Source organism: Nonomuraea marmarensis, assembly GCF_043197025.1.
Lineage (GTDB): Bacteria > Actinomycetota > Actinomycetes > Streptosporangiales > Streptosporangiaceae > Nonomuraea > Nonomuraea marmarensis.
This window is the reverse complement of record NZ_JBICRM010000003.1, coordinates 1-24011: the sequence shown is the minus strand read 5'-3', so window position 1 is coordinate 24011 and position 24011 is coordinate 1. Positions and strand designations below refer to the sequence as shown.

At 68.7% G+C, this 24011-nt stretch carries 27 protein-coding genes; 13 read left to right on the top strand and 14 right to left on the bottom strand.

All coding sequences use genetic code 11. From position 1 onward, the window contains the following. Positions 1-167: 167 nt before the first annotated feature. Positions 168-1181 carry a zinc-dependent alcohol dehydrogenase gene (locus tag ACFLIM_RS05535; protein ID WP_393162581.1) on the bottom strand — a complete coding sequence of 338 codons (1014 nt, stop codon included), beginning with the start codon at positions 1179-1181 and terminating at the stop codon, positions 168-170. A gap of 97 nt (positions 1182-1278) precedes the next feature. Here ACFLIM_RS05535 and ACFLIM_RS05530 point away from each other — a divergent pair, with 97 nt between their 5' ends. The 3 genes from ACFLIM_RS05530 (at position 1279) to ACFLIM_RS05520 (ending at position 3425) form a co-directional block, all read left to right on the top strand. After that, the gene (locus tag ACFLIM_RS05530) at positions 1279-2226 is read left to right on the top strand and encodes a LacI family DNA-binding transcriptional regulator (RefSeq protein WP_393162579.1); all 948 of its coding nucleotides are present in this window, start codon (positions 1279-1281) and stop codon (positions 2224-2226) included. A 150-nt stretch (positions 2227-2376) separates the two neighbouring features. Then, the gene (locus ACFLIM_RS05525; protein WP_393162577.1) at positions 2377-2940 is read left to right on the top strand and encodes a cysteine hydrolase family protein; all 564 of its coding nucleotides are present in this window, start codon (positions 2377-2379) and stop codon (positions 2938-2940) included. Positions 2941-3113: 173 nt separating this feature from the next. Beyond that, the gene (locus tag ACFLIM_RS05520; protein WP_393162575.1) at positions 3114-3425 is read left to right on the top strand and encodes a carboxylesterase family protein; all 312 of its coding nucleotides are present in this window, start codon (positions 3114-3116) and stop codon (positions 3423-3425) included. 129 nt (positions 3426-3554) lie between these two features. On the opposite strand, the gene ACFLIM_RS05515 is transcribed toward ACFLIM_RS05520, so the two are convergent. Beyond that, the gene (locus tag ACFLIM_RS05515) at positions 3555-4286 is read right to left on the bottom strand and encodes an ankyrin repeat domain-containing protein (protein ID WP_393162573.1); all 732 of its coding nucleotides are present in this window, start codon (positions 4284-4286) and stop codon (positions 3555-3557) included. 80 nt (positions 4287-4366) lie between these two features. Continuing rightward, positions 4367-4945, bottom strand: coding sequence for a Clp protease N-terminal domain-containing protein (locus ACFLIM_RS05510; RefSeq protein ID WP_393163284.1), 579 nt, complete (start codon positions 4943-4945; stop codon positions 4367-4369). A gap of 273 nt (positions 4946-5218) precedes the next feature. Here ACFLIM_RS05510 and ACFLIM_RS05505 point away from each other — a divergent pair, with 273 nt between their 5' ends. After that, complete coding sequence (locus tag ACFLIM_RS05505) at positions 5219-5746, top strand: carboxymuconolactone decarboxylase family protein (RefSeq protein ID WP_393162572.1); 528 nt, start codon at positions 5219-5221, stop codon at positions 5744-5746. 52 nt (positions 5747-5798) lie between these two features. Here ACFLIM_RS05505 and ACFLIM_RS05500 read toward each other — a convergent pair whose 3' ends face one another. The 5 genes from ACFLIM_RS05500 to ACFLIM_RS05480 form a co-directional block, all read right to left on the bottom strand. Further along, entirely contained in the window at positions 5799-6065 is a 267-nt protein-coding gene (locus tag ACFLIM_RS05500; RefSeq protein ID WP_393162570.1) for a hypothetical protein, read from the bottom strand. A gap of 20 nt (positions 6066-6085) precedes the next feature. Next, positions 6086-6508 carry a hypothetical protein gene (locus ACFLIM_RS05495; protein WP_393162568.1) on the bottom strand — a complete coding sequence of 141 codons (423 nt, stop codon included), beginning with the start codon at positions 6506-6508 and terminating at the stop codon, positions 6086-6088. Between the two features lie 310 nt (positions 6509-6818). Then, complete coding sequence (locus ACFLIM_RS05490) at positions 6819-7256, bottom strand: hypothetical protein (protein ID WP_393162566.1); 438 nt, start codon at positions 7254-7256, stop codon at positions 6819-6821. Positions 7257-7263: 7 nt separating this feature from the next. Further along, complete coding sequence (locus ACFLIM_RS05485; protein ID WP_393162564.1) at positions 7264-8181, bottom strand: hypothetical protein; 918 nt, start codon at positions 8179-8181, stop codon at positions 7264-7266. Positions 8182-8381: 200 nt separating this feature from the next. Then, complete coding sequence (locus tag ACFLIM_RS05480; RefSeq protein WP_393162562.1) at positions 8382-9275, bottom strand: M48 family metalloprotease; 894 nt, start codon at positions 9273-9275, stop codon at positions 8382-8384. 131 nt (positions 9276-9406) lie between these two features. Here ACFLIM_RS05480 and ACFLIM_RS05475 point away from each other — a divergent pair, with 131 nt between their 5' ends. Then, on the top strand, positions 9407-10771 hold the full coding sequence (locus ACFLIM_RS05475) for an LVIVD repeat-containing protein (RefSeq protein ID WP_393162560.1): 1365 nt from the start codon (positions 9407-9409) through the stop codon (positions 10769-10771). A gap of 245 nt (positions 10772-11016) precedes the next feature. Here the strand turns inward: ACFLIM_RS05475 and ACFLIM_RS05470 are convergent, their stop codons facing one another. Continuing rightward, positions 11017-11547 (bottom strand): FAD-dependent monooxygenase, encoded by a 531-nt coding sequence (locus ACFLIM_RS05470; protein WP_393162558.1) that lies wholly within the window; start codon positions 11545-11547, stop codon positions 11017-11019. Between the two features lie 80 nt (positions 11548-11627). On the opposite strand from ACFLIM_RS05470, the gene ACFLIM_RS05465 reads away from it, so the two are divergent. The 5 genes from ACFLIM_RS05465 to ACFLIM_RS05445 all read left to right on the top strand — a co-directional run bounded on the left by ACFLIM_RS05465 (position 11628) and on the right by ACFLIM_RS05445 (position 16426). Beyond that, a complete protein-coding gene (locus tag ACFLIM_RS05465; protein ID WP_393162556.1) occupies positions 11628-12545 on the top strand; it encodes an ABC transporter permease in 918 nt (305 codons plus the stop codon). Next, entirely contained in the window at positions 12542-13393 is an 852-nt protein-coding gene (locus tag ACFLIM_RS05460; protein WP_393162554.1) for an ABC transporter permease, read from the top strand. The genes ACFLIM_RS05465 and ACFLIM_RS05460 overlap by 4 nt, the downstream gene beginning before the upstream one ends. Further along, positions 13390-15087 (top strand): ABC transporter ATP-binding protein, encoded by a 1698-nt coding sequence (locus tag ACFLIM_RS05455; RefSeq protein ID WP_393162552.1) that lies wholly within the window; start codon positions 13390-13392, stop codon positions 15085-15087. The genes ACFLIM_RS05460 and ACFLIM_RS05455 overlap by 4 nt, the downstream gene beginning before the upstream one ends. 81 nt (positions 15088-15168) lie before the next feature. Next, positions 15169-15600, top strand: coding sequence for an alpha/beta fold hydrolase (locus ACFLIM_RS05450; RefSeq protein WP_393162550.1), 432 nt, complete (start codon positions 15169-15171; stop codon positions 15598-15600). A 73-nt stretch (positions 15601-15673) separates the two neighbouring features. Then, a complete protein-coding gene (locus tag ACFLIM_RS05445) occupies positions 15674-16426 on the top strand; it encodes a (2Fe-2S)-binding protein (RefSeq protein WP_393162548.1) in 753 nt (250 codons plus the stop codon). Between the two features lie 90 nt (positions 16427-16516). Here ACFLIM_RS05445 and ACFLIM_RS05440 read toward each other — a convergent pair whose 3' ends face one another. The 3 genes from ACFLIM_RS05440 to ACFLIM_RS05430 all read right to left on the bottom strand — a co-directional run bounded on the left by ACFLIM_RS05440 (position 16517) and on the right by ACFLIM_RS05430 (position 18052). After that, on the bottom strand, positions 16517-17104 hold the full coding sequence (locus ACFLIM_RS05440; protein WP_393162546.1) for a DUF305 domain-containing protein: 588 nt from the start codon (positions 17102-17104) through the stop codon (positions 16517-16519). 99 nt (positions 17105-17203) lie between these two features. Next, complete coding sequence (locus ACFLIM_RS05435) at positions 17204-17614, bottom strand: hypothetical protein (RefSeq protein ID WP_393162544.1); 411 nt, start codon at positions 17612-17614, stop codon at positions 17204-17206. Between the two features lie 228 nt (positions 17615-17842). Next, on the bottom strand, positions 17843-18052 hold the full coding sequence (locus tag ACFLIM_RS05430) for a heavy-metal-associated domain-containing protein (protein ID WP_393162542.1): 210 nt from the start codon (positions 18050-18052) through the stop codon (positions 17843-17845). Between the two features lie 151 nt (positions 18053-18203). Here ACFLIM_RS05430 and ACFLIM_RS05425 point away from each other — a divergent pair, with 151 nt between their 5' ends. The 3 genes from ACFLIM_RS05425 (at position 18204) to ACFLIM_RS05415 (ending at position 20130) form a co-directional block, all read left to right on the top strand. Then, the gene (locus tag ACFLIM_RS05425; RefSeq protein ID WP_393162540.1) at positions 18204-18737 is read left to right on the top strand and encodes an FAD-dependent oxidoreductase; all 534 of its coding nucleotides are present in this window, start codon (positions 18204-18206) and stop codon (positions 18735-18737) included. 71 nt (positions 18738-18808) lie between these two features. Continuing rightward, complete coding sequence (locus ACFLIM_RS05420; protein WP_393162539.1) at positions 18809-19183, top strand: BlaI/MecI/CopY family transcriptional regulator; 375 nt, start codon at positions 18809-18811, stop codon at positions 19181-19183. Continuing rightward, entirely contained in the window at positions 19180-20130 is a 951-nt protein-coding gene (locus tag ACFLIM_RS05415) for a M56 family metallopeptidase (RefSeq protein ID WP_393162537.1), read from the top strand. Before ACFLIM_RS05420 ends, ACFLIM_RS05415 begins: the two co-directional genes overlap by 4 nt. Before the next feature lie 117 nt (positions 20131-20247). On the opposite strand, the gene ACFLIM_RS05410 is transcribed toward ACFLIM_RS05415, so the two are convergent. After that, positions 20248-20745 (bottom strand): hypothetical protein, encoded by a 498-nt coding sequence (locus ACFLIM_RS05410; protein ID WP_393162535.1) that lies wholly within the window; start codon positions 20743-20745, stop codon positions 20248-20250. Between the two features lie 774 nt (positions 20746-21519). Next, on the bottom strand, positions 21520-23433 hold the full coding sequence (locus ACFLIM_RS05405; RefSeq protein ID WP_393162533.1) for an LVIVD repeat-containing protein: 1914 nt from the start codon (positions 23431-23433) through the stop codon (positions 21520-21522). Positions 23434-24011: the final 578 nt, after the last annotated feature.

Sequence of the window (24011 nt, the reverse complement as noted above, 5' to 3'; positions counted from 1 at the left end):
ACACACGTCGGGGAGTCGAGGTCACGGTCACATGGTAGGTCGGGCGATCCGGGTCGAGGCGAGCACCCACCGCAGCGGCGGCACTTGAGACACCGTGCGCATCCAGGCCCAGTGTGCGAACAGCTCGGCGGGGGCGCGATCAGAGCGCCGGCGGGCTGCCAGGCCGGTCAGTCGAAGGTGACGACCACCTTGTCGGCGGCGCCGGGCGTCGAGGCCACCTTGAGCGCCTCGAGCGCGTCGACGAAGGGGAAGCGGTGGCTGATGAGGCGGGTGTACTTGTCGCGGTTGGCGATGATGGATTGGGTTACCTCGAAGATCTCGGTGGGGTAGCCCATCGACATCACGAGCGTGAGCTCGCTGGTGAGGATCTGCCCGAAGTCGAGCGGCACCGGCTTCTTGTGCACGGCGACGATCACGAGCGTCGCGCGGTGCTTGGCCGAGGCCATGACCGTGTCGATCACCTGGGGGACACCGGCGGCGTCGTAGTAGATGTCGGTGCCGAGCCGAGGCGCGCCGATGCCGTCGGTGCCGGTGCCGTGCAGTGCGCGGATGCGTGCCGCCACGTCCTCCTCGGCGGAGTTGATTACCGCGTCCGCGCCGATGGCGAGGGCCTTGTCCAGCCGGGAGCCGATGATGTCCACCACGATCACGTGGCCGGCGCCCTTGTCCTGGTAGGCGATCGCGGCGCCCAGGCCGATGGGGCCGGCGCCGAAGATGACGACCTTGTCGCCCGGTTTGGGGTTGGTGCGGTTGACGCCGTGGTAGGCGACGGCCATCGGCTCGTTGAGCGCGGCCACCTCGAAGGGCAGGTCTTTGGGGATGATGGCGACGCTCCGCCCGACCTCTGCGTCCTTGATCAGCAGGGCGTCGGTGAGCGCCCCTGTGGGGCCGCCGTTGCCGATGACACCTCGGGGGTCGCTCATCGGGTTGATTACGACGTGGTCGCCGGTGCTCAGGCCGCTCACCTCGGCGCCGACCTCGATCACCATGCCCGCGGGCTCGTGGCCGAGCGGGGTCGCGCCCTGGCGCGGCGGGATGCCACCGATGGTGGTGTAGTGGGCGTCCGAGCCGCAGATGCCGCACGCCTTCACTTTCACCACGATGTCCTTGGGGCCGCAGGACGGCTCTGGCTCCTCCACGACGGCGGTCTGTCCTGGCCCGGTCACCATCACGGTGCGCATCGCTTGCCTCCTTGGGGTGGCCCGCCGGCTCCGACTCACCTGCGCCACCATCACTAATTCGATTTAGTCGTACACTAGCAGCCGGTAGCGCATAGCGGTGAGTGTCGATATTCAGGGGCAGGGCATGGCGTCAACGCGGGTGACGATGGGCGACGTGGCCAGGGCCAGCGGTGTGTCACCGGCGACGGTGAGCTTCGTCTTGAACAACGCGCCGAACCAGACCATCTCGGCCGAGACCAAGGAGCGGGTGCGACGCGCGGCGCGCGAGCTCGGCTACGTGCCACACGGCATCGCCCGGGCCCTGCGCGAGGGCACGTCGCGGATCGTGCTGCTGGACGTCGCGGCCATCGGCGACGGCACCAACCTGCAGGACTTCATCCGCGGCCTGGAGGGCGAGCTCGCCGACACCGATCACGTGCTGCTCGTGCGGCCCAGCCGTATCGATCCGGTGCAGCCGCTGCTGGAGGCGGTGCGGCCGTGCGCGATCGTGCGCCTCGGCGAGATCTACGCCGACGGCCGGGAACCCGCCGACGGCGGCTGGGTGGACGGACTGGCCGCGCACACCGCGGTGCAGATCCGGCACCTCGCCGAGCGCGGTCACCGCCATATCGCGCTGGCGTTCCCGGACGATGACGACCGCCGTCTGATCGAGCTGCACCACAGGTACGCGACCGAGGCGGCCGGGATGCTCGGGATGTCGCCGCCGTACACCCTGATCGTGCCCGCCGCGAGAGGGAAGGCCGTCGCCGCCGTCGAGGCGTTCCTCAGCGCGCACCCTGACATCACCGCGATCGCCTCTCTCGGCGACTTGCCAGCGCTGCGCGTGCTCGCGGCGGCGCACGACCTCGGCCTGCCCGTGCCCGAACGGCTCGCCGTCATCGGCCTCGGCGACAGCCCGTACGCGGAGATGTCGGTGCCACCGCTGACGAGCGTGCGCATCGACGCCGAGACGTTCGGGCGACGCGCGGCCCGGCAGGCGCTCGGGATGGACATCGGCGGCCTCACCCCGGCACCGGCACGCGTCGTCGCACGAGGATCCGGGTGAACGACGGTCGGCCGCAGGCGCATAGGGCCGAGGATGCACATGAGGGACTGTCGCCCAGCGACGGGTCAGTCCACGTCCATGGCGCACCCACCACCGCGCTGTGGGCCGGCAGCAGAACACTCGATCCACCAAACCTACGGAAGGACGACAGTGCCGAAGAGCGCTCTCCTCGTGATGGATGTCCAACGGGTCGTCGTAGACCGTTACCCGGATCCTGCCTACCTGCCGCGCCTGCGCGACGCGACGGACGCCGCCAGGGCGGTCGGCATCCCGGTGATCTATGTGGTCATCGGGTTCCGCCCCGGCTACCCGGAAATCAGCACTCGCAACAAGACATTCGGCCCGCTCGCTCGCGCCGGCGCAGTGGCCGACAACGGCCAGGCCACCCAGATCCATCCGGACGTGGCACCGGAATCCGGCGACATCGTCGTCACGAAGCGACGCATCAGCGCCTTCGCGGGCAGCGACCTGGACATGGTCCTGCGAGCGGGCGACATCGAACACCTTGTCCTCACCGGCATCGCCACCAGCGGTGTCGTGCTGTCCACTCTGCGCCAAGCGGCCGACCTGGATTTCCGTCTCACCATCCTGGCCGACGGCTGTCTCGACTCCGACCCGGAGGTGCACCGGGTACTCGTGGACAAGGTGTTCCCCCAGCAGGCGGACGTCACCACCGTGGCTGACTGGACAGCGGCGGCGCGCGCGAGACAGTGACGGTGGTGACGCCGAACACCTGCGGGCCGGACCTGCTGGTGTGGCCGGCGCCGTGAACGCCGTGAACGCGTTGCCGGCCCTGGCGGCCGGCGCGTCCGCAGACTTCCGTCCGGGTTCTCTTCGGTCCCCGGGATTTAACCGATATGAGTAGTTCCACCAGTGAGGAGTTGTCGATGGCGACAGTTGAGTTCTTCGAGGCCGAGGTCCCTACCACCGCCGGCGCGGTGCGCGGCCGCGCGGAAGACGGCCTGGCCGTCTTCCGCGGCATCCCGTTCGCCCAGCCGCCGGTCGGTGATGCGCGGTTCGCGGCGCCGCGCCCTGTGCGCGCGTGGGAGGGGGTACGGGAGGCGTTCTCCTTCGGTCCGCCACCCCCGCAGGAGGCGGGGTTCGCCGGGAGGAGTGGGGTGGTGGACGCGCCGACGGGCGACGACTGGCTGACGGTCAACGTCTGGACGCCCGACCCGGATCCGGCCGCCGGCCGTTGATGGTGTGGTTCTACGGTGGGGCCTACAAGCTCGGCTTCTCCGGCAGCCCTGGCTACGACGCCCGCCGGATCAGGTGCTGCGGAGCCCCGGGTTGCGGCGCGGGTACCACGGCGACCGGGGGTGCGGGGCTCAGCCGGGCTGGGCCGCGGATCGGGCCCCGTGTGTGGTGACGAGCCAGGCGGCCAGCTCATCGGCGCCGGAGCGGCGCGCGGCATCCAGCGGGGTCAGCTCGTCATAGCCGACCCAGTTGACCTCGGCGCCGCGATGCAGGAAGAACGCGGCGGCCTGCTGCTGCCCGCCATGGCAGGCCGCCCACAACCCGTGCGTCACCTCCTGCGCATCAGGAGGCGGCTCGGCGGCGAACGCGGCGGTGATGCGATCCATCAGCCCGAGCGTGGCCGCCTCCCACAACAACGTGGCAGCGCCGCGCTCGACCAGGCGGCGGGCGGCCTTCCACTGCCCGAACGCGCACGCGTCCGACAGCGCGGTGCCGCCGCCGATCACTGCGCCGGTCGCGTCGATGTCGGCGCCGGCCTCCAGCAGTGCCTCCAGCACCGGCACGTCATCGCTGCTGGCCGCCCACATCAACGGTGTCTCGGTGTGCGGGCCGGCGAAGCGGCCCTCCACCTCGGCCCCGGCCGCCACCAGCTGGCGCACCATGGCCGGACCGTTCGGGTAATGCCCGGGCCAGTCAGTGAGCACGTGCAGCAGAGTGCGCGACATGCCGCCCTCATCACCCAGCCGCACCCGCGCCAGAGCGGGATGCTCACCCAGCAGATGCCGCACCTGGCTGGTGTCGCCGCGGTGGATGGCGTTCACCACCGCGACCGCCAGCGGGTCGTCGGTGTCCAGGTAGCGCACCGGCTCATTGTCGCGGCCCCGCCCGCTCTTTGCTAGGGCAGGCCCTACATGGCCCGACCCCTCGTGCACATCGGCGGGTTTCACGTCGGCCAGCCCTGTTCGGCGCACAGCTGGGCGCGCAGTCGTACCGGGTCCAGGTCGCGCGATTCGAGCAGGAGTCGCAGCGGGTTGGGGCGGCCGGGCTGCCAGGCGTATTCGGCGAGCTGCCGGCGGCCTTTCCTGCTCAGCTGGGTGCCGACCGGGTCGAGCGCGTCGTGCAGCACCCCGTACAGCAGATGCTCCGGCCCGACACCCGGCGCCTTCTGCCGGTCGGCGATGCGGGCGGCGAAGCCGAAGGCCCGCTTGGCCAGCAGGAAGGTGCACGGGCGGGCCCAGCCCGTCCGGCCGCCGCGCCACCACGGGCGGCACCGCACCCGCCGCTCGGCGGCTGCCACGGCGTCGCTGCCGAAGGCCGCCTGCAGACGCTGGCGCAGCTCATCGGGATCCACCCCGAACGCGCGCAACGCCTGGCAGCCATCGACGTGCGGCCGCAGCGCGGGCCCGATCTCGCGCAGCCGCTCCCGCGCATCAGCCAGCTCCAGGCCATGCGTGCGCAGCAGGCGGGCCGCGGGGTTGTCGCCGTGGCGCAAGATGCCGAGCAGCACATGCTCATCACCGATGTAGGAGTAGGTCCACGGGTAGCGGCCGAAGGGCGCACGTCTTGGACTGGCTCATCGTGGTCACCTGGCGGCCCGCCCTGGTCGTCCTTTCCGGCACCGAAGACCTTGCCCGACTACCGCGACTACGGCTTCCACACGCGCGCCTTTACCAAGGGCTGGGAAATCGAGAGTTTCTCCCCCGCCACGTTCGTCGGGTTCAAAGGTGTCATCGCTCCCTCGCAATCTATACCATGGAGGGGTACGGTATCTGGACATAAGTGCCGAGGAGGACACATGCGACGTCTGACAGCTCTGAACCCCGTTGATGCGCCGGACAAGTCCCGCGAACTCCTGAACGACATCATCGGCAGGAGGGGCAGCGTGGGCGACATGGTCGCCACCATGGCCCACTCACCCGCGCTGCTCCAGGGCTATCTGGACTTCTCGCGGGCCATGAAGCGGATCAAGCTTCCCCGCGCGCTCAGCGAGAAGGTCTCGCTCGCCGTACAGGAGTGGATTGGCTGCGCCTACTGCCTCAACGCGCACGCCGAGGGAGGCCGCGCGGCCGGACTGAGCGAGACCGACATCGCCCTGGCCCGGCAGGGAACCTCCACCGACGCCAGGGAGGCCGCCCTCATCGGCGTGGCTGTACGCGTGCTGGCGGAGCCGTCCTCGATCACCGATGAGGACGTCAAGGAGCTGCGGGCGCACGGCTGGAGCGACCGGATCATCGCAGAGCTCGTCGGCCTCGTCACCCTGAACCTGCTGACCGGCGCCTTCAACCTGCTGGGCGGGTTGGAGCCGGCCGAGGAGACTGCGTAGGTCGTACATGGCTGATCTTCCCTCGCATCTCGCGCGGGGAGATCACCGCTGTTCAGTGGTGATGGTGTACGACAAGCACAGGATGGACCTGGACTGGCCGCCGCCGGTCCAGGACGGCCCAGGCGACCAGGGCGGTTATGAGCCCGGCGCTGGTGAGCAGACCGCCGACCCAGTTGACCAAGGCAAGTCCGAGCCCGCCGTCGATGGGCGTGCCACCGAGGTAGATGCCGATTGCGCTGCCCCGGGTGAAGGCCGAGATGTTCACGGCGGAGGCGCCGCCCGGCGCGTGCTCGAGGCGTAGACGGAACGGCATCGCCACCGACGGCCTGGCTGCTTCATCTATCCCGTGGCCACCATGCGTTTGTCGCTCTTCTTGCGACGCTGCTGCTGCTTACGCCACCCGTACGGGGTCAGACCCTGCGGTTTGACCACGGAAAGCATCGTGATCGTCAGCAGTACGACGAGGCCGCCGACAGAGTGGGGCAGTGAGCCCGGCAGGGCGCGGGGATCGGCATCGGAGGAAGCGTACTCCGCCATGGCGCTGATGGTCTTCGTCTCCGCCAGCAAGACGACGGTGGCGACGACCGTCAGCAGGAGCTTCACCAGCACCCAGTAATGCCGGAGCAAGCCCCATGGGGTTCCCAGGGCTTGTACGACACCGGTGACCAGCGCCGCAAAGGCCAACGGGACGATGACGTACGAGACCGTCAGCTCCATGGCCAGATAGCCGCCGCGTACGGTCGCCACATCCTCACTGGTCACGGCCGCGACATCGAGTGCCAGGTACGCGGCGACCGCGCCGAGCCAGCCGAGGTGTGATCAACTCCGGTGCCCTTCGGGGCACCGCCGTTTTGCCCGTCCCGCGCCTGTGGACGTCTATCAAGGCTAGGGACATCACTAGGTCGCTCCCTGCGGCGTCCACGCACAGAGCCACCTCATGCTGAGAACTCCGCTGAAGAGCAACCGTGAATGAGCATGTCGTTGGCCCACACCAGCGGGAGGCTCCGGGAACGATGGTTCGCGCCGGCCGGCGTATTGGTGGCCGGCCGTGTCACCGATCCGCCTCGCAGGGTCAGGGTCCTCGTCTGACCGCGAGGAAGCTGGCCGTCTGGCCTGCCCTGGCCAGGCCGGCGCGAGATCCGTGGTCCGCTGCTCGAAGGACGGTTCCCGCGAGCGTCATTCGCTGGCCGATGCCCGCCTCCCAGCCTCGTAGGACGGTTCCGTCGTACTCGTAGTGGAAGTCTGCGATGGCGGTGCCCGGGCGGCCCTTGCCGGTGAAGTGGAATTGCAGCGGAGCCTCGGCGGACACCTTTCCGGTGATGTCCATGCGCTGGGGTTCGGCTCCGGGTGGCGCGGGAAAGAGCAGGAGCCCGCTGAGGGTTCCGTCCGGCTCGGCTGACAGTCTCAGCTCCAGCTGCCCGAACCGGAGCCTGTTGAAGTCGTCCACCGGGTCGGGCAGGTCGAGGAAGCTCCGGTACGTGTAGGCCCCGGTCAGGTCTGCGGCGTCCATCGTGCGATCAGTCCTGCGGGAGGAAGGGGACGGGCTCGGGGATGCCGTTGTCCCGCAACGCCCTGACGGTGTCTTCCAAGGCGCGGACGTGCGACTCGAGGCTGACGGCCTCGGCGTTGCCTGGACGGGCGCGAAGTGCCAGCTCGACCACGGGGTGATGATGGTCTCCTGGCCCTGTCCATGGAGGGTCGAAGGACCAGGGAACCGGCCCGGTCACCTCGTTGGCCCTCATCCAGTCGTCGATCCGGGCGTCGACCCAGCCGTGCAGCCTCCAGAAGATCGGATTGACGTGACTCGAGTAGGTGTCGGCCAGCCAGTCGTAGCTTGGCACGTCCCATCGGGGATCGACGTCGAACGACGAGCCGCCTGGCCGGTATCCGGGCATCTCCGCCGCCCAGCGCATGTGCAGGGTGTTGTGGATGCGGAACTCGATGAACGCACCGAGGCGGCCGAGCGTCATTCCCCGCAGCACCACTGGATCGGTGACCTGGGCTTCCCTTTCACGTAACCGCTCGAGCGTTTCCGCGCTCTTGGCTCGCTGTATGGCATCGGTCGTCGCGACGCTACCGGGCACGGTGAACGGCGGCGGGACGGGGAACTGTTCGTCTTCCGCGGCCGGTATGGCCGGCCATCCCACCACCCGAGGGTGCAGTGGATCCGCCAGCTCGGCCAGGATCTCGTTCACGGTGCGGATCATCTCGCGGTGCATGAACAGAAAGTCCTCGCCGGAGCCGTTGCCGAACTCGACCTGGCTGTCCGCCGTCAGCGACGGACGGGGCGGCTCCCAGCCGTGATCGCGGAACACCTTCCGCTCGGCTTCGGTGAGCCTTTCCCACCTATCGCGGGACGCGTGCCAGAGCATGTGGTGCAAGCGCACTGCTCGGTCCGCCATGGCTTCGATCACCAGGTTGGGCAAGGTGGCCATTTTCATCCTCCTTCGTGCCTACCCGAAGGCTAAGGAGAGCCAGCCCGAAGGGAATGAGTATCCCCCTACCTAATTCAAGCCCTGCGCGGAAACCCAGCGACCCCTCGTGCGCCTGCGATTGCGCCAGCCGCACTGGCCGGGGCGATGGCGATGTCGTCGTGTCCGGCGGATAGGGCTGGACAAACAGGAGCCCGAGGCCTCTAGCAGGACAGCTGTACGGCCACGGCGGTCACCAGGACGCCGCATGCCGTACCCAGTAGCGCCAGCGCGGCCCGCGGTGGGGAGTTTCGGCTGGCCGCTCGACCTTCCAGGCGAGCGATCCGTTGCTCGAGCCCGGTTCCCGGCTCAGGACCTAAAGGCGATGGTGTCAGTTGCCGGAGCGCGTCGATGACGGGAGCCGGGCCGCACCGGAGCGCGGCGGCGTCATCCGCGGCGAGTTCGATCAGCTCGGAGAGTTCCGATTGTGCCTGCGCAATCGTCGTGGCCCAGGGGAAGGCGACTCGCAGGGCGTCGACCACGGCGAGGAGGCCGTGATGGTGATGACGTAGATGCGTGCGCTCGTGCGCCAGCACGGCTTCAGCCTGCGCGGGGCTCAGCTCGGCGAGCGCTCCCGTGGTCATCACTATCGGGCGCCGGCGGCGCGGAAGGCAGTACACGACCGGGGCCGGGTGGTCGATGAGGCAGACGTCTCGCGGCTGCTCCGGGTACGTGGCGACGAGCATGACGGACAGGTGATGCCGCCGGCGACCCGCGTAGGTCTTACCGGCACGGGCCAGCCCACGGTACGACACCCGTAACAGCAGAGCGCTGACGAGGACGACCACGGCGATGGCGACTATCTCGCCGGTGTGGGTATGCCCCGGGACGCAGTCGTGGAAGTGCTCGATCCAAGCATGCACCGGGCCGGACGGCCACGCGAGAAGCATGAGAGTGAGCAGGGACAGCACGAAGAGGAACGCCGTGACGAGCGCCGCCCATGAGGCCACCGCCAGCGCCGGCCGTCGCCGGGTCCACGCAACGCCTGCGAGCAGCACTCCTGAACGGGTGCCGACCAGGTAGACGAACAGCGCCAGAGCCGAGATCGTCCATGCCACCACCTCATTAGAGATCACCCCTGCCGCGACGGCAAACCCGAATGTTGACATCTCCTACACGCCGTCGGACACTTTGCAGGTTTCACCCATAAAGGGTGACATCAGGCGTTGACTCCCACAGGAGCGTGCCCATGCGACTTGCGTCCCGAGTACACCTCCTCCTCGCCGCAGCGGCAGGCCTGATCCTCCTGCTTCCGCAGACCGCCTTGGCCGATCACGTCGAGGCCGCGAGCACGTTCACCACCAGCAAGAACATGCACGCCATCGGCTTCTCCCCCAAGGCGAACACGATCACTCCGTTCACCGCCAACTCCGACCTGGCCTTCTGGCGGAACCGCGCGTACCAGGGCCACTACAACGGCTTCCGCATCCTCGACATCAGCAACCGGAACAACCCCAAAGAGATCGCCTTCCAGGAGTGTCTCGGCGACCAGGGTGACGTCGTCGTCTGGGACAAGATCCTCATCCGCTCGTGGAACTCCCCCGCCCCCGCCGGGGCGACCTGCGACGGCCAGCCGGTTCCCGAAGGATTCGAAGGCGTCCACATCTTCGACCTCAGCAACGAGAAGGACCCGGCGCTCGTCGGCTCGGTCGAGACGGAGTGCGGCTCGCACACCGCCACCGTCGCTCCAGACCTCCGCCATCGCCGCCTGATCGTCTACAGCAACGTCTCCAGCGGCTGCGACGCGATCGACGTCATCGAGGTGCCACTGGCCAACCCGGCCGGCGCCCGCCTGCTGCGGAGGGAGCCGCTGGACGGCCCGTTCACGCCGGGAGTCGCGACCGGTTGTCATGACATGGGCGTCATCCAGGGCTCGGCCAACCTCGCGGCGTGCGCCAGCGCGGACGGGGCCAACGTGTTCGACATCGGCGACAACGCCTGGCCCGGCGGCAGCCTGGAGGACCCGAACTTCCTCTACACGATCAGGGAGCCAGGAGTCGGCGACCTCACCCAGGGCTCCGGGCGCTGGCACTCCGCCGCGTTCACCTGGGACGGCAAAGTGATCGTGCTCGGCTGGGAACCGGCCGGCGGTGGCGGCCCGAGATGCACGGCCACGGGTACGGTCCTGCCCGGCGGCGTCGTCCAGACCGACACGCACAAGTCGCTGTTCTTCTACAACGCGGCCAACGGCGCCAAGCTCGGCCAGTGGGTGCTGCCACGCGCCCAGACGGTGGAGGAGAACTGCACGCTGCACAACTACAACGTGATCCCGCTGGACCGGCGATATGTCCTGGTCAGCGGCAACTACCAGTCGGGGATCAGCGTCGTTGACTTCACGAACCCGGCCAAAGCCCGGGAAATCGCCTACGCCGACCCGGCTCCGCTGGTGCCGACACAACTCCGCGGTGACTGGTCCACGTACTGGTACAACGGCCTGATCTACGAATCCGACATCACCCGAGGCCTCCTGGTCTGGAAGCTGTCCGGCCTACGCGCGATCGGGCGCCCGCAACACCACCTCAACCCGCAGACCCAGGAGACCACCCTCCGTTGACCGCGCCGCGCCGGCCTAGCCGCTAGGGACCTGGTATGGCCGGCGCGACGCTCCCGCTGACGACCTCAAGACCGCCGAAAGAGGAGATGTGGCGACGTGGGCTGTGCTAGATCATTTGCCTACGCCGCCACATCTACTATGGAGCATAGTGCGCCTCACGAGGTCTCAGATACGGCCGCCGCCCTGACATCGGCAAGGTTTCGCGTGTGCAAGGGCACGATCTTCACGACGCCACGCGGCTAGAGCTAGTGAAGGCGGAGGTGCCTGCGTAGCAAGCGGGTGACGGGTGGGAAGGTGGCCAGGCGGAGGGGCAGATCCCGTTTCAACAGGTCCAGCCGGTTCGCCGGCGCGTGGGATCCGGTGTTGCGGCGGCCCATGGCCTGGCGTTCCGCCACCTCGGGACGCAGTTCGGCCTCCCACTCATGAAGGGCGGCGGGGATGTCATCGGGATGGCGCCGCAGCACCGTCCCCAGCGACTCGGCGCCTCCGACGGCCAGCGAGGAGCCGTAGCCGGCGAAGAGGGTGACGCACCAGGCGGCGTCGCCAAGGAGCACCACCCGCCCGGCGCTCCAGCGGTCGGCCACGATCTGGCTGACGCTGTCGAAATAGCAGCCGTCGGCGGGCATGTCCATGATCAGATCCGGTACGGCCCAGGCGATGTCGCGGTAGGCCTCCTGCAGCGCCCGCCGCGGCCCCTTAGACAGTTCGGCGGCCGGGTCCGGGGTGCCGTAGGTGAAGAAGGCCGCGGTCCGGCCCGGACCCAGGTTGGCGATCATGAAGATCCCGCCGACGCGGCTGACGGTGGTGAAGGCGCGTTCGCGGGCCCCGGCTGGCCGAGTACGCCGCCGTGCTGGCGGTGGCGCTCACGCTGAACTTCGCGCTCCCCCGGGCCCTGCCCGGGGGCCCGCTGAAGTTGTTCGGCAGCCCGGAAGCGCTCGCCAGGCTCACCGCCGACGAGCGGGCGCAACTGGCCACCCAGTACGGCTTCGGCAAACCCCTGCCCGAGCAGTTCCTCGACTACCTCGGCGGCGTCTTCACTCTCGATCTCGGCACTTCCCTGTCCGACGGGCGCCCGGTCACGCAGGCGCTCGGCGAGGCGCTCCCCTGGACGTTGCTGCTCGTCGGCACCAGCATCGTGGCCACCGCCCTGGTGGGAGTCACGCTGGGCGTGGTGGGAGCGCTGCGCAGGCGGCGGGGCAAGGGCTCGGGCCTGCTGGGTGGGGCCATCGTGTTCGACTCGTTCCCGCAGTTCTGGCTGGGGATGTTGCTGATCGTGCTGTTCGGGGTCCAGCTCCAGTGGTTGCCGACCTTCGGGGTGTCGGGTGTCGAGGGTGTCACGGTCTCCGGGGTGCTGCTGCACCTGATCCTGCCGGTGAGCACCATGACGCTGACCGGGATGGGCTACCTGTTCCTCTACACCCGATCGTCGCTGCTGACCGTACTGACCAGCGAGCCCATCCAGCACGCGCACGCCAGGGGCATCCCGTACGGGCGGCTCGTCCGGCGGCACGCGCTGCGGCCCGCGCTGCTGCCCGTGCACACGATCCTCATGATGGAGATCGGCTTCCTGGCCGCGGGCTCGATCGTGGTCGAGACCGTCTTCGCCTACCCCGGGCTCGGCCGCCTGACCTTCGCCGCCATCGCGGCCCGTGACTATCCGCTGATGCAGGGCGCGTTCTTGGTGCTGACGCTGATGGTCGTGCTGATGAACGCCCTGGCCGACGCCACCTATCCCCTGCTCGATCCCCGCGCCAGGACCGGAGGCCGCCGATGATGTTCCTGCGGGCGCCTCGCCACGACCTCCTCGGTGCCCAGGGCCTGATCGGCGCCGGGCTCCTCGCCATTGTCATCGGGGTCGCCCTGTACGGCACGGCGCTCCCCGACGACGCAGGCCGGGCCAGGGTCGCGGATCCCTACGCCCCGCCAGGCCAGGGGCTGCCCCTCGGGGCGGACGACCTCGGCCGGAACCTGCTCGACCAGCTCATCGTCGGAGCCGGTACCTCGCTGAGCCTGGCCTTCATCGTCGCCGCCAGCACCACCCTGCTCGCCGCCCTGGTCGGTGGCGCCGCGGGGATCGGGCCGCGCTGGATGTCGGCCACGCTGATGCGCGGCACCGACGTCATGCTGGTGTTGCCCGAGCTGATCCTCTACATCCTCGCGGCGGCGTTCCTGGGACAGTCCTTCGGCGTGCGGGTGGCGATCCTGTCGCTGATCCTCTGGCCGGTCCCGGCTCGGGTGCTGCGCGCCGCCGTACTGACCGCGTGGTCTCGCGGCCACCTGGAGGTGGCCCGCGCGATGGGGGCGCCGCGCTGGTGGTTGCTCCTGCGGCACGGCTCCTACTTGATCGGCCCGCTGCTCATCCCGGTCTTCGTCCGTACGGCGATGCGCGCCGTCATCTACGATGCCACCCTGTCCTTCCTCGGCCTGGGCGACCCGACCGCGCCCAGCTGGGGCACCACGCTGTTCTGGGTGCAGACCAACGGCGTGTTCCTCTCCGACGCGTGGCTGTGGTGGGCCCTTCCGCCGGGAGCCGCGATCACGCTCACCGTGCTCGCCCTCGCCCTCATCGGCATCGCCGTCGAGGAACGCCTCAACCCCGCGCTCAGAGAGGCCACCCGATGACGCTGTCACTGCGCGACCTCACCGTCAGCTATGCCGGGCTGACCGCGGTGGACGGGATCACCCTGGACGTCGCCGAGGGCGAGATCGTGGCGCTCGTCGGTGAGAGCGGCTGCGGCAAGACCTCGCTCGCCCGCGCCCTGCTCGGTCTCCTCCCCCGGGCCGCGACCGTGACCGGCTCCGCACTGCTCGACGAGGACGAGCTGGCCGGCCGTACCGACTGGAAGAACATACGGGGCAGCCGCATCGCCATCGTGCCGCAGGGCGCGATGACCGGCCTCAGCCCCGTGCACCGGATCGGCGCGCAGCTCACCGAGATGCTCACCCTGCACGGCGGCCAAGCCGACCCCGCCGACCTGCTCGAACGCGTCGGACTCCAGCAGGCCATGCTGCGCTGCTACCCGCACGAGCTGTCGGGAGGACAACACCAGCGAGTCGCGATCGCCCTGGCCCTGGCGGGCGAACCCCGGCTGCTGGTCGCCGACGAACCCACCACCGGCCTGGACGCGATCACCCAGCGGCAGATCCTGGCGCTGCTGGCCGATCTCGGCACCAGCATGCTCATCGTCTCCCACGACCTCGCCGGGCTGATCCCGTACGCGGACCGGGTCGCGGTCATGTACGCAGGACGCCTCGCCGAGGTCCGTCCCGCCCGCACCCTGGCCGCCGAGCACGCCCATCCCTACACCGCCGGCCTGCTCACCGCCACACCCGTCGCGGACCGGCAGGTGCCGTGGGGCAGCATCCCCGGCTCCGCTCCCCCGCTCGACCTGCTGCCGAACGGCTGCAGGTTCGCTCCGCGCTGCCCGCTGGCCACCAACCTGTGCACTGAGGAGGCACCACAACTCCGCACGTACGGCACGGCGCAGGTGGCCTGCCACCACCAGGACAAGCCGACGTACCCGGTGGTGCCACGGGGCGACCACCGCCAAGGAGCACCGGTCGTCCGCGTGTCGGGCGTCCGGCACGTCTACCGTGCTCGTTCCAGGACCGTGGAAGCGCTGCGGGACGTGGACCTCGACCTGCACGCCGGGGAGATCGTCGGGCTCGTTGGCGAGAGCGGCTCCGGCAAGAGCACCCTGGCCAGGATCATCCTCGGCCTGCTCCGCCCGGCCGGCGGCCGCGTCGAGGTCTCCGGCGAGCCGCTGACCACGCTACGCGGCCGCGACCTGCGCCGCCTCCAGCGCCGGATCGGATTCATCCACCAGGACCCCTACGACGCCCTCCACCCGAGCATGCGGGTCGCCGCCCTGGTCGCCGAACCGCTGGCGGTAGCGGGAACGCCCCGCGAACAGCGGGACGCCCGGGTGCGCGAAGCGGTGGCGGCGGCCGGCCTGCCCGGCACACCCGAATTCCTGCGGCGCTTCCCCGGCCAGCTGTCAGGCGGGCAGCGGCAACGCGTGTCGATAGCCCGCGCGCTCGCGGCCGATCCCCTCCTGCTGGTGGCCGACGAGGCCACCTCGATGCTGGACGTCTCCACCCGGGCCGGCATCGCCACCACGCTGCGCACGCTGGCCGGGGACCGTGGGCTCGCCGTCCTGTTCGTCACCCACGACCTGGGCGAAGCGGTGCAGTCATGCGACCGGATCGTGGTGCTGCGCAACGGCACCGTGGTCGAGCACGGGCTGTGCGCGGACATCGCCCGCGCTCCGTCCCACCCGTATACGGTCCAGCTGCTCGAAGCAGCCCGAACCTAGTCCGGTGATCATACGAAAGACCTCTACATAGATACGCCCGTTGCCCGCTTCCGCTACCACAAAGCAGGAACCGGCCCTCCCGTGCTCCTGCTCCCGGGTAGCGGAGGCTGGCGCCTGACCTTTCATGCCATGGTCGGCGTGCTGGCCGAGCAGCACACCGTGTACGCCCTCGATCCTCCCGGCCAGGGAAAGACGGCGGTCACCGACCCCGCATTCGGCCACGACGTCGACGCGATAGCCCACGCCATCGGAGCCTTCCTGGACGCCGTCGGCCTGCCAGAGGTCGCCATCATCGGTCACTCGTGGGGCGGCGGGTTCGCCCTGCGCTTCGCACAGCTCCATCCGCACAGGGTGAGCCGCCTGGCGCTGCTCGCTACACGACGACTGCCCAGATCAGACGTACCACTGGTTGATCCCCTTCCTGCCGGCCGACCGGTACGCGCCTTAGGACGCACCGGCACGGACGCCGCAAGCATCACCAGTGCGCGGACCCTACTATCACACCTAGTATGACGACACCGATGACCTCCGAGCCGAACACCTCCCCCGACGGAGCTCGGCGTACTGACGAACAGGGACGGCAAGAGTGATCGACGTCTTCACGCGGCTGGAATCCTTCGGCGACCGCTTCCGGCTCCAGCGCGGGCTCGCGGCGGGAGAGGACTGGATCGCCTGCGACCGGCTGCTGGACCCGCGGTCCGACGAGCTGGGCCAGGTGCTCGACGCCGAGCGCCGGGCAAGCGGCCAGGTCTCCGACCACGCGACCGCGCTGACCGTGATGGCCGTGTACGCGGGCACCGTGACCGCCTCCGCCGTGCTGGCGTGGGCCGTCGAGGGCGTGGTGGTCGACATGCGCCCGCAGAACACGGCCATCCGGCTCTCCCCGCACCACGGCTTCGAGGCCGTCGGGCTGCGCGACCCCAAGGTCACCGACGCGCCCGTGACAACCCTGGTGGAATGGGTCCTGGACGAGCACCTCCTTCCTCTCGCGCAGGCCATGCGCGTACGCACACGAGCCGGCCTGCGCCAGCTCCACGGCGGGGTGGCCCACGGGTGCGCGGCAGCCTTCTGCATCGCCAGCCGGCGCGGCGGAGACGTCGACCAACTGGAAAGCGCCTACGAGACCTTCCTGACCGCGGCCGGCGGACTGGACCGCCTGGGCACGGTCATCCGGCTCGAGGAGGACGATCGGGAAGGACTCTTCTATCTGCGCAACACCTGCTGCCTCTACTACACCTCGGCCGAGCAGGTGAAATGCTCCAGCTGCTGCCTGGACAGCGTCGAAGACCGCGTCGCGAACTACCGGCGGGTGCTGGCCGACGGCGTCGTCCCACACTGACGAGAGAGGGTACGGCGAGCCGTAGGAACCCCTGCTCGCCGTGAGTCATGAGCCGCCCGAGCGCTCGTCGCGCCCGGGCGGCTCATGAAATCAGAGCCGGTCGAGGATTCCCCGCAGCTGGGTCACCTCGGCCTGCTGGGTGGTCTCGATGGTCTTGGCCAGGTCCTTGGCCTGCGGGTTGGAGCCGCCGGTCTGCTCGGTGCGGGCCATCTCGATCGCACCCTTGTGATGGGCGATCATCCGCTCGGCGAACAGCTTGTCGAACTCCTTGCCCTTGGCCGCCTCCAGCTTCTGCATCTCCTTCTCGGACAGGACGCCCGTCATGCCGTGCCCCATGTGCCCTTCTGACGCGGACTTGCCCCACTCGGCCAGCAAGCCCCGCATGGTCCAGCTCTCCGGATCCTGCGCCGCTTTGATCTCGGCCGCGAGATCCTTGATTTCCGGGTCGCTCGCCCGGGTCGGCGCCATATCTGCCATGTCGACCGCCTGCTCGTGATGCGGGATCATCATCTGCGCGAACATCACATCCGCGTCGTTGAAGGTGGCCGACGGCCGGGCACTGGCGGTGGTGGCGGCAGGGGCACTGCTGCTCATCCCCTCGTGTCCGGCCATGGAGCCGCCGTTGCCGCCACAGGCGGTCAGGAGGGCGAGTGCGCCCGCGGCAAGCGTGAACGACATCGTGCGGTTGATACGCATGGTTGCCTGGTCTCTCGGTGTTGGTGGAATTTCCGGCCTGTTCGCGGACAGGCTGGGGAGCCAGTCCGCGTGATCATCGGCCTATACGCGCAACATCGAGAGACGTGCCAGGCGCAAGGACGTGGGCTTCGGCGGAGGCCTGGCTACCTGACAGACAGCCGAGGGCGACCGGCCTTGGCCGCCGGTTCGCCGGCGCGTTGTGATCCAGGCGGCGATCGCCAGCACGACCATGAGCGCGGTCAATACGGCCAGGCAGACGCTCGTCGGGTCGAACCCGGGCACGCCGGGGTCGGGAACGAAGGCCAGCAGGCCCGCAGGTGTCGCGGGGGCGGCCTCTTGGGCCACGTTCATGCCGTGGGCATCAGCCGGGGGGCTACCATGGCGGGCGTCGAGATGCCCGAGCGTGTGCATGCCGTACACGCCCAAGGAGAGGACGACGAGCAGGAAGCCGCGCACGACTCGCAACGCGAGGCGTCGCCGCACGACTCCCACCGGCGCTCCCTTGGTGTTCGGCACCTCCGGAGCCCATCAGTTTACTAAGGGACGTCGTAATACCTGTCCAGGGCGCCGCCGTATAGAGGTACGGCCCACGGCATACGGTCGTTCACCAAGAAGCCAAAACACCGCACCCGGCGCCGTCGCAGTACGTTTGGCCGAGTTGCGGTGAGTCGCTAGACAAGCCCGGAGGCAGTCGTGGCCCACTGCCTCCGGGCGCCCTGGTCAGGCGGTGACCAGCTCGTAGCCCGCCTCTTCAACGGCATCGCGCACAAGAGCCTCTTCGACGGGCTCGTTTCCGGTCACGGTCACCTTGCCGGTGGCCAGGTCCACGTCGACCGCCGTGACACCGGCGATCTTGCCAACCTCGGACTTCACGCTGCCCACGCAATGTCCACAGGTCATTCCGCTCACGCTGTAGGTCGCACTGCTCATATCGACTCCCCTCGAAAATCAATACCCTTGACGGGTATGAGTCGTTCGGAACATACGTCAGGAATGACGTCCTTACAACCCTAACCCCCTACAGGTATTTGAGATGTAAGTCACTCTGATGCTTATACCCCGTAGGGGTATTATCTCACTCATGAGAGAGCTGAACACCATCGCCGTCGTCGGGGCCTCCCTGGCAGGCCTTCGTGCCGTCCAGGCACTGCGGCAAGAGGGTTTCGACGGCACCGTCATCCTGATCGGCGCGGAGCGGCACCTGCCCTACAACCGCCCGCCGCTGTCCAAGAGCATGCTGAAGGGCGACGACGAGATCACGCTTCCCGGCGCCGAAGAACTCGGCGACCAGTGGCTGAAGGGCCGTCACGCAGTACGGCTGAACGCCGCCGATCGCTCGCTCACCCTGGACGACGGCACACAGATCCGCTACGACGGGCTCGTCATCGCCACCGGAGCCCGAGCACGACGCCTGCCCGCACACCCCGAAGGCGGCCTGCCGCACCTGGCCGACAGCGGCCAGGTCGTCGCCGGGTCGATCGACGAGGGTCGTTTCGCCGTCGCCTTCGCCAAGGACGGGGTGCTCGCCGGCGCGGTCGCGGTGAACGCATCCAAGGACCTGATCCAGATCAAGCGCGCCATCGTGGCCGGCGACCGCCTGGACGCCCTGGCATGACCTGCGACTAGACCGCGCATCTACGATCGCCGGTAGCATGAGGCGGAACCGCAGGTGGAGGTGGCTGTCAGATGGTGCGTGGCCTGGGAGAGCTCGAGTCTACGATCATGGATCGCATGTGGGCGATCAAACAGCCCGCCTCAGTCCGGGACGTCCTGGAACATCTGTTGAAGGATCGGCACCTCGCCTACACGACCGTGATGACCGTGATGGACAAGCTCCACACCAAGGGCCTGCTCAGACGCAAGCCGGTCGGCCGGGCCTACGTCTACGAGGCGGTCTCGTCCAAGGAGGCCTACACCGCCGACGTGATGCGCGAGTCGCTGGCAAACAGCGGCAACCAGGCGGCCACCCTGGTGCACTTCCTCGAACGCCTCACCCCCGACGAGGCAACCGCCCTCGAATCGGCGCTCCAGGTGTACCCGCCCAAGGGACGCAGCTCATGACCGTGGCGGTCATCCTCGCCCTGTACAGCGCCTTCGCCGCCCTGGTGCTGCCCAGGTTCCTGCGGCGAGCGGCATGGACCGATCGGGCGCCCAGGCTGGCGATCGCCATGTGGCAGGCGGCGAGCGCTTCGGTCGTCATCTCGGCGCTACTGTCGGCCTTCGCCGTGGCCGTACCCGCCTCCGTGGTGGGCCACGGTCTGGCCGGGCTGTTCGAGGCGTGCGCCGCCCTCCTGGGCGACGAAGCGACACTGAGCACGACGAGCACCCGCGTCGGCCTCATCGCCGCCGGGCTGGTCCTGGCCCGGCTCGCCTACACGGGCGGCGCCGTCCTGCTGGGCGCCCGGCGCGAACGACGGCACCACGCCGATGCACTCACCCTGCTCGGCCGGCACGATCTCGACCTCGACGCGGTCGTGGTCGACTACGACGAGCGCATGGCCTACTGCCTGCCAGGCCGGAAGGGGCACGCGGTCATCACCACCGCCGCGTTGCGGTCGCTGGCTCCCGAGCACGTCGCCGCGGTGCTCGCGCACGAACAGGCACACCTGCGCGGCCGCCACCACCTGCTGCTGGCCGCCGCCGAGACCGTGACGCGGGCGTTCCCGCGCGTCCCGCTGTTCGAGCAGGCCCGAGCCGAGGTCGCCCGCCTGGTCGAGCTGCTGGCCGACGACGTGGCGGCAAGCCGCCACCCGCGCATCCACATCGCCGCCGCCCTCGTCCGGCTGGCCACCGGACGCGTGCCCGCCTTCGCGCTGGGCGCCGGCGGCGAGACCGCGCTGATGCGCGTTCGCCGCATGCTGAACCCCCAGGCACCGCTCGGCCGGCGGGAACGCCTGGCCGGACTCCTCGCCGTGACGGTGCTACTCGCGGGCCCCGCCACCCTGGCCCTGGTCCCGGGCGTGAGCGTGTTCCTCGCCCACCACTGCCATTCCTTCCTCGGCCTCTAATTGGCCGTGGACCACCGACGGCTGCCGGCCGCCATGGAGGACGGCACCGTACTGGAATCCGAGAAGGGCGGAAAGCCCTTCACCACCGCCTACAACGGCGCGGCAGGCTGATCCCCGCTACGCCGCCGCGGTCCTGTGCCTGCCGCCGCCCCGGCGGTGCCGCCCGCCCGTCGCGGACCGCTGGACTGACTGCCGCGCTCTCGCCCGCCTGATGATCAGCACGGCACCGAGCAGCGCGGCCATGACACCCGCCGGTACGGCCATCGTGTCGACAAACGGCATGGCCTCCGCCGGTGCCGGCGCAAGTGCCACTACGGCTTTCGGCTTCACGGCTCTCTGGTACGCAGCCGGTTGCGCCGGAGGATCCCCCAGTTCGCCTTCGAGGAGTACGACGTCCCTATCCTCGCCTGGGGCCTTCTCTTGGACCTTTCCCGGCAATCCGTATCCCACGACCTTGCTCTGATCGCGTTCCTTGCGCTTGAGCCATACCTTGTCGACGTTGGCCTCGATCGTGAAGATCCTCTCGCCGTCGACCTTCTCCAGGATGCCCGCGTGGTCGATCTGCCCCACGTCTCTCGAGCCGCCCCAGTCGTAGAACACGCTCAGGCTCGTCACTCCATGCTCCCTGGGCCTGAAACCATTTCGCGTGGTCGACGGTGTAGGCGAACTCGCCGACGTACTTCTCCACACCCGCTTGGTTGGCGGCCCACGTGATGAACATGTCACACCAGGGAGCGGTCTTGAAGTAAAGATCGCTCTGGTCCACGTTGGCGTAGTACCAGTCGCCGAACTTGGTTGGATCCCCGGCTCCCGCCACAGCGGGACTCAGCGGCTGACCGGTCGCCTTCGGGAGAAGGCAGATCACCCGGCCAGTACGATGCACTGTAGTAGATACCGTGACCTGAACGTGACGTTATGCCCAAAAAACCTACCTTCTGCAGAACTTCGACGAACGTCGTATGTGGAGGGGTGCGTAGCGCGCATAAAAGGGAATGGGCCGACCTGGAAGCTCACCAAGGCCCCTCGCCCTGTACGGCGCGGCGGCCCCGGCGATTGTCGCGCTGCTGGGCACTGGCCCGCTGATACCGGCCGCCGCGAGCCGCTGATGCGCCTGTCCATATTCCGCAGCCCGAACCTGGCCGCCGCCAACCTCACCCAACTGCTGCTCGGCGGCGCCTGGATTGGATGTGGCCGTAGATGGTGCTCCATGGAGGGATGCGGAAATCCGGGCCAAAGTGGGCCGTTCGACCAGCGCCACAAGAGCACCGGCTGACCCGGCGACATTCACGCCCGGCGTCCACAGATGCAGTTCGTGCCCGTCGAGGCCGCGCTCCGCCGAACGGAATGAGCCGATGCGGGACTGGAACCCGCATCGGCTCATCCATCGGATCAGCTACCGGTGTAGCGGAATATCCAGAGCCCGCTGTCGCGGTCGCTGCCGAAGATGTACGTCTTGCCGTTGAGCTCGGCGGCCTCGACACCCCAGAAGTTGTTGCCGCCGGCGTCGACGTACCGGCCCACCTCCTGGATGCCCCTGGGGCCCACCTTGATCACGCGGAGGCCACCCGCGTAGTAGGACAGGTACGCCAGGTCGGTCCGCTCCGGGTCGGTCGCGACTTCGTGCACGGTCAGGTCGCCGAAACCGGTGGCGAACGTCGGATCGGTGCCTTCCTTGATCGCGTAGTTGTCGATCTCCTTCAGTGAGCCGGCGTCCAACAGGTGCACGGTCCCCCACCCGTCGAACGTGGTGCTCGCCTTAACGCCCGCACCGATCGTGCCCAGTGCCGGCATGTCCGACCCTTCGGGCGCGGAGGTGTACTCCGGCGGGTCGCCGAAGAGCAGGTGCCCGGCCCGGTGGCCGACGCAGACAGCCGAGGCGGTCACCGTGAACGGGTGGCCTTGGCTGCCACAGAGGAATGCGTCGGCGAACCGTCCGGCGCCGCTGGCGACATGGCTCTGGATGACGATCACCTTGTCATAGCCCGCCAGCTGGCCGGATTCGACCTTGACGGAGAAGAAGCAGGTACCGCGGGTGAAGACCACGACGTCCGCTCCCGTGCTGGCCTTGGTCGGCACCTCGGCCCTGTCGCTGGTGCCGTTGCCGTCGACGTCCTCCTCGCAGCCAGTGCCGCCCCAGACGGTCTTGCCTCCCTCGAACGTCTTGCTGGGAAGGCCGCTGATGGGCACGGTCCAGTCGAACTCCCCCGCGGCGTACGTCCCGGCGTTGGCGCCGGAGGTGATCTGGAAGGAGGTCCGGCTGGGGCTGAAGTCCTCGTCCGTACCGACGATGAACCTGTTGTCGTTGGTCCACTCGGCCTGGTGACCGTTGCCCTCGGGCGGTGTGAAGCCGAGCAGCTTCTCCGGGTCGGGGTAGCGGGAGTCGGTGACATAGACGGGGTTGGCCGGATCGTCCAGGTTGAGGATCACCCAGCCGGCGTCCCAGTAGGAGAGCAGGCCGAGCCAGTGGCCACGGATCTTCTTGATCTGGAAGTCGTGGTTGAACACGGTCTGGCCGTTGCCTCCGACCTCGGCGTTCGGCCAGTCGGCGATGCTGGTCTCGGCGATCAGCACCGGATTCGCCGGGTCGGTGATCTCCATGATGTCCACGTCGCCGATCGACTGCTCGTCATCGTCCGACATCATGGCGAAGGCCCTGGCCCCGGCCTGCCAGGCGAAGACGCTGTGCTCGTTGTTGGCAACCGTCTGAGTGCCGTCGTTGAAGTCGCCCTTCCCGATGGCCAGCGGGACGATGTGCTTCGGATTGGTGACGTTGTAGATCGACATCCCGCCGACGGCTTCGGGCGTGTCGGCGCAGATCTCGTTGTTGGTGACCAGGACGTCGCCCTTGAACGTGGCCGTCTTCAGCTTGATGACCTGCATGCCCTCACCGGGATAAGACCCGGCAGGGAAGGCGGTGAAGGAGAGCTCCTTCGGGTGCTTCGGATCGGAGATATCGACCGTGTAGAAGCCACCGGTGCCGCACGGGTCGGTGTTCAACCTGCGAGCCGCCAGATAGGCGAAATTTCCAGATACGGCCAGGTCAGCGATATGACCTGGCCGGTCGGTCCCGACGGCCCCGCTGACGTCGAGCTTGCCGACGAGCTGGACGTTCTTCTGGGTGCCCGGGATGTGCCCGTCGGTGCCACCGTGCTGGTGGTCGCCCGCCTTCTCGGGGTCGGAGAACTGCTGCTGCTGCGCGCTCTTGGCGCTCGGGGTAGGGGGTACGGGGTCCGCGTTCCCGATGCCGCTCATGGCCAGCGCCAGGATCGCGGCGGCAGGTAACGCGAGTAAGCCTCTTCGCATGCCGGACCTCTTTGTCTGCTCGAAAGGATGCACGCGCACGACGATCGGACTTTACGTCCTACATGGCGTAGGAGGAAGGGCCAATTTCGCCGATTATGCGACGCCCCAGCGCATCCAGTACTGAACGGCACCGGCGACGAGCTGGACCGCCATGGCGGCGGCCAGCAGGCCCATGACCCCGGGTCACGAGGTTGAGCCCGTTGTCCTTGAGCAACCTGCCGATGACCGAGGAGAAGCGCAGCGTCAGCCATGTCAGCAGCAGCGCCGCGGCCAGCAGAGCAGCCCTCCAATGAGGTGCTGGCCTGGTTGCAGGGCCTTCGGCACTGCCCTCGTGGTGCTCTGGACGCGCCTGCCATCGACTTGGTCTGCCGATGCCGGTTTCAGCTCTCCCCATCGCGAATCACCGCCGTCGACCCCCGATGTGCTCAGCACCGAACCATGCCTACTATCGCTAGCCCGGCTTGATTCGGCGAAGCCGGGAAGATCGAGTCAAGTTTGTGGATGTTGAGCTGGGATCGCTGGTCAGGCAGCGGTTCCAGCGCGGCGGCTGAGGTCGTCGATGGCGTGGTGGTAGGCGC

Excerpts from the sequence above, each read along its gene's own strand:
- ACFLIM_RS05535 (WP_393162581.1), bottom strand. The coding sequence starts at position 1,181 with ATGCGCACCGTGATGGTGACCGGGCCAGGACAGACCGCCGTCGTGGAG.
- ACFLIM_RS05520 (WP_393162575.1), top strand. The coding sequence starts at position 3,114 with ATGGCGACAGTTGAGTTCTTCGAGGCCGAGGTCCCTACCACCGCCGGC.
- ACFLIM_RS05505 (WP_393162572.1), top strand. The coding sequence starts at position 5,219 with ATGCGACGTCTGACAGCTCTGAACCCCGTTGATGCGCCGGACAAGTCC.
- ACFLIM_RS05490 (WP_393162566.1), bottom strand. The coding sequence starts at position 7,256 with ATGGACGCCGCAGACCTGACCGGGGCCTACACGTACCGGAGCTTCCTC.
- ACFLIM_RS05485 (WP_393162564.1), bottom strand. The coding sequence starts at position 8,181 with ATGGCCACCTTGCCCAACCTGGTGATCGAAGCCATGGCGGACCGAGCA.
- ACFLIM_RS05475 (WP_393162560.1), top strand. The coding sequence starts at position 9,407 with ATGCGACTTGCGTCCCGAGTACACCTCCTCCTCGCCGCAGCGGCAGGC.
- ACFLIM_RS05470 (WP_393162558.1), bottom strand. The coding sequence starts at position 11,547 with ATGATCGCCAACCTGGGTCCGGGCCGGACCGCGGCCTTCTTCACCTAC.
- ACFLIM_RS05460 (WP_393162554.1), top strand. The coding sequence starts at position 12,542 with ATGATGTTCCTGCGGGCGCCTCGCCACGACCTCCTCGGTGCCCAGGGC.
- ACFLIM_RS05455 (WP_393162552.1), top strand. The coding sequence starts at position 13,390 with ATGACGCTGTCACTGCGCGACCTCACCGTCAGCTATGCCGGGCTGACC.
- ACFLIM_RS05440 (WP_393162546.1), bottom strand. The coding sequence starts at position 17,104 with ATGTCGTTCACGCTTGCCGCGGGCGCACTCGCCCTCCTGACCGCCTGT.
- ACFLIM_RS05430 (WP_393162542.1), bottom strand. The coding sequence starts at position 18,052 with ATGAGCAGTGCGACCTACAGCGTGAGCGGAATGACCTGTGGACATTGC.
- ACFLIM_RS05425 (WP_393162540.1), top strand. The coding sequence starts at position 18,204 with ATGAGAGAGCTGAACACCATCGCCGTCGTCGGGGCCTCCCTGGCAGGC.
- ACFLIM_RS05420 (WP_393162539.1), top strand. The coding sequence starts at position 18,809 with ATGGTGCGTGGCCTGGGAGAGCTCGAGTCTACGATCATGGATCGCATG.
- ACFLIM_RS05415 (WP_393162537.1), top strand. The coding sequence starts at position 19,180 with ATGACCGTGGCGGTCATCCTCGCCCTGTACAGCGCCTTCGCCGCCCTG.
- ACFLIM_RS05405 (WP_393162533.1), bottom strand. The coding sequence starts at position 23,433 with ATGCGAAGAGGCTTACTCGCGTTACCTGCCGCCGCGATCCTGGCGCTG.